Here is a 6,377-nt window from a genome sequence, read left to right as displayed (position 1 = left end):
GGTCCCGGCCGGGCCGGCGCGCCGCGCCGCTCGGGCGCGGGCCGGCGCCGGCGGAACCGCGGCGGGCCGGTCCGTGTTGACACCGGCCCGCGAACGCAGGTCTATGCGCTCGCGCGGCCGGGGCTCCGGCCGGGAACGCCCCCGGGGGAAAGAAAGGGAACGACGACATGACCTTCGCACGTCCGATCAAGGCCGCGGCGCTTGCGCTGGCGGCGACCGCGCTTCTGGCCTGCAATCCGCCGAACAGCGGGACCACGGTCGATGCGAGCCAGGCGCAGCGGGCGCAGACCGTCGCGTTCGGCACGATCGTCTCGGCGCAGCCGGTGACGGTGCAGGGCGGCAACACGCCGGCCGCCGTGGTGGGCACCATCGGCGGCGGCCTCGCCGGCGGGCTCCTCGGCAACGAGATCGGCGGCGGGCGCGGGCGCGACATCGCGACGGTGGTCGGCGCGACGGCGGGCGCCGCGGCGGGCAACCGGGTGGCGAACGCCGCCACCACGCAGCAGTCGGTGCAGTGGACGGTCGAGCTCGACAGCGGCCGCACCATCGCCGTCATCCAGGCCGAGCCGCGCTTCTCGATCGGCCAGCGGGTGCAGGTGGTGCAGAGCGGCGGCGTGACGCGGCTGGTGCCCTGACGTCTTCCGGTCCGGCGCGCCCCCTCGGGGCGGCGCGCCGGACCGCTCCTCAATTCCGCCCCGCGGGGACAGACATCAAGTCTTTGATATTACTTTGAATTCGTGAAAGCGTAGCATCGCTTCCCGCCCGCGGTGTCCCGCGCGGCGGCGTGCGCATTACGCCGGCCGACGCCGCCCGAGCCGAGGCCGGGCGGCAGCACGGAGCGCCTCAGGCCGCCGGGCTGCGGCGGCGGGGGCGGCGGCGGTTGGCGGCCTGCCGGGTAGCCTCGTCGGGACGCGGCGCGGCGCCGTGGCGGGCGGGCTGGGGCGCGGGCTTGCGCGCCTCGTCGGGACGATGGTCGGCGCCGTGCCGGGCGGCATGGGCCGCCGGCTTGCGCGGCGCCTGCGGGGCCGGCTTGCGGCCGGGCTGGGGCCGGCGCGCGGCGCGGGCCTCGCCGGGGAGGGCGGGGAGCAGCGACTGGCGCGAGACCTTCTCGACGGCGCGGAGCTTGTCGATCTCGTCGGGCGCGCAGAGGGTGACCGCGACGCCGTCGGCGCCGTTGCGCCCCGTCCGGCCGATGCGGTGGACGTAGGCCTCCGGCTCGTCGGGCAGGTCGTAGTTCACCACGTGGGTCACGCCCGGCACGTCGATGCCGCGGGCGACGATGTCGGTCGCCACCAGCACCTTGACCGTGCCGAGCCGGAAGGCGTTCAGCGCGCGCTGGCGGGCGTTCTGCGCCTTGTTGCCGTGGATGACCTCGGCGGGCGAGCCGTCCTTCGCGAGGTTCTGCGCCACCCGGTCGGCGCCGCGCTTGGTGCGGGCGAAGACGATGGCGCGGCCGACCTCGGGCGCGGTGACGAGCGCCAGCAGCCGGGCGCGCTTGGCCGAGGTCTCGACCAGCTCGACCGACTGGTCGATGCGCTCGACGGTGGTCGCCTGCGGCGTCACCTCGACGCGGACCGGGTCGCGCAGGAAGCCGCCGGCGAGCTCGGCCACGTCGGCCGGCATGGTCGCGGAGAAGAGCGCCGACTGGCGGCGGGGGTGCAGCGCCGCGACGATGCGGCGGACCGGCTTGATGAAGCCCATGTCGAGCATGCGGTCGGCCTCGTCGAGCACGACGAAGCGGGTCTCGTCGAGGCGGATCTCGCCGGCGTCGAGCAGGTCGGTCAGCCGGCCCGGCGTGGCGATGACCACGTCGACGCCACGGGCGACGGCGCGGACCTGGCCGGCGCGGGAGAGGCCGCCGAGGATGAGCAGCGTGGAGAGGCGGGCGCCGCCGGCGAAGGCGCGCAGGCTCGCCTCGATCTGCACGGCGAGCTCGCGGGTCGGCGCGAGGATCAGCGCGCGGCAGGTCTTGGGCGCGGGGCGGCCGGTGAGGCCGATCAGGTGGTGCAGGATCGGCAGGCCGAAGGCCGCGGTCTTGCCGGTGCCGGTCTGGGCCACGCCGAGGATGTCGCGGCCCGCCATCTGCGGGGCGATCGCCTGCGCCTGGATCGGCGTCGGCTCGGTGAAGCCGGCGCGCGCCAAGGCGGCCAGGAGGGTCGGCGCGAGCCCGAAGCCCGCGAAGTCGGTAGTCGTCACGTCATATTCCTTCCCCGCCGGCCGCGAGGCCTGCGGGTTGTCGCCCTCGTCAGGCGCATGTGACGAAAACCGGATTGAGACGGTGCCGGGCCGCAAGGGGCCCCGCTGCGCCACCGTTCGGAGGTCACATAGCGTCTTTGCTGCGGCGCCGCAAGGGCAAGCGGGGGACGGAGCGATCGGCCCGCGCTCCAGAACCGACGGAGCGCCTTTGCGCTCCGGAGTCGGACTCCCCACCCGCGCAAGCGCGGGCGGGGCCCCTGCGCGCCGTTGCGCGCCGTTCTCCCACCCCCCTTCCCCCCGCCCGCTGGGCGGGGGAACCTGCACGATAGGGTGGGAAGAAAGAAAGAAGTAGGAAGGGGCGGCGGGAGCCGACGTGGGGGCGTTCGGGGGTCGCGGCGGCGAGCCAGCCGCTCAGGCGACGCGGCGGTCGCCCGGGGCGAAGGGGCTGAGGCCGAGCCAGGTCTGCATGCTGCGGGCGAGGCGCGCGTCGCCGTCGAGCGCGATGCGGCCGGCGGAGACCTCCTGCTGCATCTTGGCGAGGCCCATCCACACCGCGGTCATCGAGCGCAGCGGGCCGGTGACCATCAGGTCGACCTCGAAGCCCGGGTCGGCGTTGCAGAGGTCGACGTCGCCGGTCTCGTCGACGACCAGCCACCAGTTGCGGCGGCTCTCCGGGAGCTCGGGGTACAGAAAGTGTATCGTGCGCCTTCCCGGCGGCAGCGGCGCGGGGTTGAGCCAGCGGCGCATGTCCCACATCAGCAGCGACGGGTCGAGGTTCTTGAGCGAGACCTGCGACTCCACCCAGCGGTGGCCCCAGCCGCCGAGCGCCATGACGATCGGGCGCAGATCCTCGCCGGACGGGGTGAGGCGGTACTCGACGACGCCGGAGGGGCCCGGCGCGGCGCGGACCACGCCGGCCTGCTCGAGCTCCTTCAGCCGCTTGGAGAGGAGCGAGGGCGACATGCGCGGCACGCCGCGGCGGAGATCGTTGAAGCGGGTGGTGCCGCAGAGCAGCTCGCGCACGACGAGGATCGTCCAGCGGCTGCACAGGATCTCCGCCGCCATCGAGACCGGGCAGAATTGTCCGTAGCTGGCGCTTTCCATCGCGAAATCGTCCCCACGCGTCGAATGCGGGCATTCTACCGCATTTCGGGGGCGGGGAGGTAGTACAGATCCTGCACTAGCGGCGCCGGGGCGTCGGCGCGATCCTCCCGCCATCAGAGACGGGAGAATTCCTATGAACCAGATTGCAGGGATCAAGGAGCCGGCGCGGATCGATCCGCAGGCGGTCGCCGCGGCGCTCGCGCCGGGCTTCGCCGCGCGGGCGGCGGCGCACGACGCGGAGGACAGCTTCGTCGCGGAGAACTTCGCCGAGCTGCGCGCCGCCGGCCTCGTGGAGGCGGGCGTGCCGGCCGAGCTCGGCGGCGGCGGGGCGGAGCCGCGGGCGCTGGCCGCGATGCTGCGGACGCTCGCCCATGCCTGCGGCTCGACCGCGCTCGCCTTCTCGATGCACACGCATCAGGTGGCGATCCCGGCCTGGCGCTGGCGTCATCGCCAGGTGGCCGCGGTGGAGCCGCTGCTCCGGCGGGTGGCGGGGGAGCGCATCCTGCTCCTCTCCTCGGGCGGCTCGGACTGGATCGGCGGCTCGGGCGTGGCCCGCCGGGTCGAGGGCGGCTGGCGGGTGTCGGCGCGCAAGGTCTTCACCTCGGCCGCGCCGGTCGGCGACGTGCTGATGACCGGGGCGGTGGTCGAGGAGGAGGACGGGACGCGCTTGGTGATCCATTTCGGCGCGCCGATGAAGGCGGCCGAGGTGCGGATCGAGGAGGTCTGGCGCACGCTGGGGATGCGCGGCACCGGCTCGCAGAACGTGGTGCTCGACGAGCTCTTCGTCCCGGACGCCGCGGTGGCGCTGAAGCGGCCCGCGGGGGTCTGGCATCCGCTCTTCGAGATCATCGCCACGACGGCGTTTCCGCTGGTCTATGCGGTCTACCTCGGGGTGGCCGAGAGCGCGCGCGACATCGCGGTCGGGATGGCGCGGAAGAAGGGGGTCGGGCCGCACGGGCTGGCGATCGCCGGGCGGATGGAGACGGCGCTGCGGGCGGCGCAGATCGGCCACGAGGCGATGCTGGCGGCGGTGGAGCGGAACGAGCCCTCGGCGGCGAGCGTCAACGAGGTGATGATGGCGAAGGCCTTGGTCACCGAGAAGGCGATCGAGGCGGTGGAGCTCGCCATGGAGCTGGCGGGCGGCGCCGGCTTCTACCGCGACGCAGGTCTGGAGCGGCGCTTCCGCGACGTGCAGGGGGCGCGCTACCACCCGATGCGCCCCGGCCCGCAGGCCGACTTCGCCGGCGCGCTGGCGCTCGGCGAGCCGGCGGCGGCGATCTTCTGATCCCGAAGGCCGCGGCGCGGCCCTGTTTCTCGGCGGCGGGAGGGGCGTTCCCTCCTGCCGCCGACGCCTGTCCCGGGGCGCGGACCGTGGCGTGGGCGGTCGCCCCGGGGGCCCGGATTCGCCATCGGCGCCGGCGCGCGGACGCCCGTGCGCAGCGGCGGGATCGGGGGCGAAGGCCTTGTGGGCCTCCGGGCGGGCGGCATATGGTCCCGGCCGACGAGAGGACGGAGGGCAGGACATGCGGGCTCGGGGGATCGCCGCGGCGATCGGGCTTTCGCTCGCGCTCGCGGCGGGCGGCGCGGCCGGCCAGGGCCGGGTCATCGTCAAGAACTATCCGACCGGCGCGGTCTACGAGGGCACGTTCAAGGATGGCCGCCAGCACGGCCAGGGCGTCTACCGCCAGCCCGACGGCTACGTCTACGAGGGCGCCTGGGTCGAGGGCCGGATCGAGGGCGAGGGCCGGGCGCAGTTCCCCGACGGCTCGGTCTACGAGGGGAGCTTCGTGGCGGGCAAGCCCGAGGGCCGCGGCAGGATCGCCTATCCCGGCGGCGGCGGCTACGAGGGCGACTGGCGCGCCGGGGTCAACGAGGGCGAGGGCGTCGCCACCTTCGCCGACGGCGGCCGCTACGAGGGCGGCTTCGTCGCCGGCCGGCAGGAGGGCGCGGGCGTCTACGTCGCGCCGGACGGGTCCCGGCATGAGGGGAACTGGAAGGCGGGGCGGCTCGAGGGGCCGGGCACGATCACCTATGCCGACGGCTCGGTCTACGAGGGCGCCCTGGCCGCGGGAGCGCCCGACGGCGAGGGCACGCTCACCCGCAAGGACGGCTCGGTCTACGAGGGCGGCTGGGTCGCCGGCGTGCGCCAGGGCCGCGGCGTGCTGAAGGGCGCCGACGGGGCGGTCTATTCCGGCGACTGGGTGGCCGGGCGCCGCGAGGGGCAGGGAAGGGCGGCCTTCGCCACCGGCGAGATCTACGAGGGCGGCTTCGCGGCCGACCGCTTCGCCGGGCCGGGCACGCTGACCCGGGCCGACGGCGCGGCGCAGAGCGGGACCTGGGTCGAGGGGCGGCTCGTCGGCGACGGGCGGATCGCCTACCCGGACGGCGCGGTCTACGAGGGCGGGCTCGCCGACGGGCTGCCGCAGGGCGCGGGCGTGCTGTCGCGCCCCGACGGCGCGCGCTACGAGGGCGGCTGGGCGGCCGGCCGCCGCGAGGGGCAGGGCGTCGCGGTCGAGGCCGGGGGCGCGCGCTACGAGGGCGGCTTCGCCGCCGACCGGCGCTCGGGGCAGGGCAGGATGACGCTGGCCGACGGCACGGTGCTGGAGGGCGCCTGGGTCGACGGGCGGCTGGAGGGCGCCGGCGTCGCGGCCTATGCGGGCGGCGACCGCTACGAGGGCGGCTTCGCGGCCGGGCTGCCGCAGGGCGAGGGCCGGCTCGTCCGCGCCGACGGGTCGAGCTACGCCGGCGGCTGGGCGGCCGGCAAGCGCGACGGGCAGGGCGTCGCGGTCGACGCCGACGGCGGCCGCTACGAGGGCGGCTTCGCCGCCGATCGCCGCGAGGGGCAGGGCAGGATGACCTTCGCCGACGGCACGATCCTCGAGGGCGTCTGGACCGGCGGGGCGCTGACCGGGCCGGGCGTGGCGGTCTACCCCAACGGCGATCGCTACGAGGGCGGCTTCCGCGACGGCGTGCCGGACGGGCCGGGCGTGGTGCGCTACGCCGGCGGCGACACGCTGGAAGGGGTCTGGGTCGACGGCAAGCGGCAGGATCCGCCGGCGGCGCCGGTCGGGCAGTAG

5 protein-coding genes are annotated in these 6,377 nt (G+C 75.7%); 3 read left to right on the top strand and 2 right to left on the bottom strand.

Annotated features, from left to right (window positions below):
• Positions 1-167: 167 nt before the first annotated feature.
• Positions 168-635 carry a glycine zipper 2TM domain-containing protein gene (locus tag KBB57_RS09720; RefSeq protein WP_290749246.1) on the top strand — a complete coding sequence of 156 codons (468 nt, stop codon included), beginning with the start codon at positions 168-170 and terminating at the stop codon, positions 633-635.
• Positions 636-843: 208 nt separating this feature from the next.
• Here the strand turns inward: KBB57_RS09720 and KBB57_RS09715 are convergent, their stop codons facing one another.
• Both KBB57_RS09715 and KBB57_RS09710 read right to left on the bottom strand, forming a co-directional pair.
• The gene (locus KBB57_RS09715; protein ID WP_290749243.1) at positions 844-2,196 is read right to left on the bottom strand and encodes a DEAD/DEAH box helicase; all 1,353 of its coding nucleotides are present in this window, start codon (positions 2,194-2,196) and stop codon (positions 844-846) included.
• A gap of 411 nt (positions 2,197-2,607) precedes the next feature.
• Complete coding sequence (locus tag KBB57_RS09710) at positions 2,608-3,300, bottom strand: helix-turn-helix domain-containing protein (protein ID WP_290749241.1); 693 nt, start codon at positions 3,298-3,300, stop codon at positions 2,608-2,610.
• Between the two features lie 133 nt (positions 3,301-3,433).
• Between KBB57_RS09710 and KBB57_RS09705 the strand changes: the two genes are divergently transcribed.
• Complete coding sequence (locus KBB57_RS09705) at positions 3,434-4,585, top strand: acyl-CoA dehydrogenase family protein (RefSeq protein ID WP_290749239.1); 1,152 nt, start codon at positions 3,434-3,436, stop codon at positions 4,583-4,585.
• A gap of 238 nt (positions 4,586-4,823) precedes the next feature.
• Positions 4,824-6,377 carry a 2-isopropylmalate synthase gene (locus KBB57_RS09700; RefSeq protein ID WP_290749237.1) on the top strand — a complete coding sequence of 518 codons (1,554 nt, stop codon included), beginning with the start codon at positions 4,824-4,826 and terminating at the stop codon, positions 6,375-6,377.

This window comes from Amaricoccus sp., from assembly GCF_017993425.1.
GTDB lineage: Bacteria > Pseudomonadota > Alphaproteobacteria > Rhodobacterales > Rhodobacteraceae > Amaricoccus.
This window is presented reverse-complemented; position numbering and strand designations above follow the sequence as displayed.